Below are 276 nucleotides of genomic sequence, written 5' to 3' on the forward strand. Positions count from 1 at the left end.
CATAGACTTCGAAATCCTCGCCCGAGAGCCGTTCGATCACCTGGCCGAGATAGACGATGCCGGGGTTGGAATAGCCGAACCGGCTGCCCGGTTTGAACTGCACCTCGGTGTAGGGGATCATCGCCTCGAGCTGCTTCCAGCCGGGGGGTTCGAAGGGCTGCCATGCCTTGTCGCGCCATGGCCAGGTGCCGTTCCGGAAGCCGGCGCTGTGGCTCATCAGCTGGCGGAGGGTGATCTCGCCAGGGTCGCCGAACGGGTCATGGATGCCGGCGAGCT

At 64.9% G+C, this 276-nt stretch carries 1 protein-coding gene; it reads right to left on the reverse strand.

Features of this window, described 5'->3' with window-relative positions; all coding sequences use genetic code 11:
- Positions 1-276: serine hydrolase (locus NLU14_RS21700; protein WP_275710522.1), on the reverse strand; the 276-nt coding region annotated here is incomplete at both ends.

Origin of the sequence: Marinobacter iranensis, assembly GCF_029207565.1 — a bacterium.
Classification (GTDB): Bacteria; Pseudomonadota; Gammaproteobacteria; order Pseudomonadales; family Oleiphilaceae; genus Marinobacter; species Marinobacter iranensis.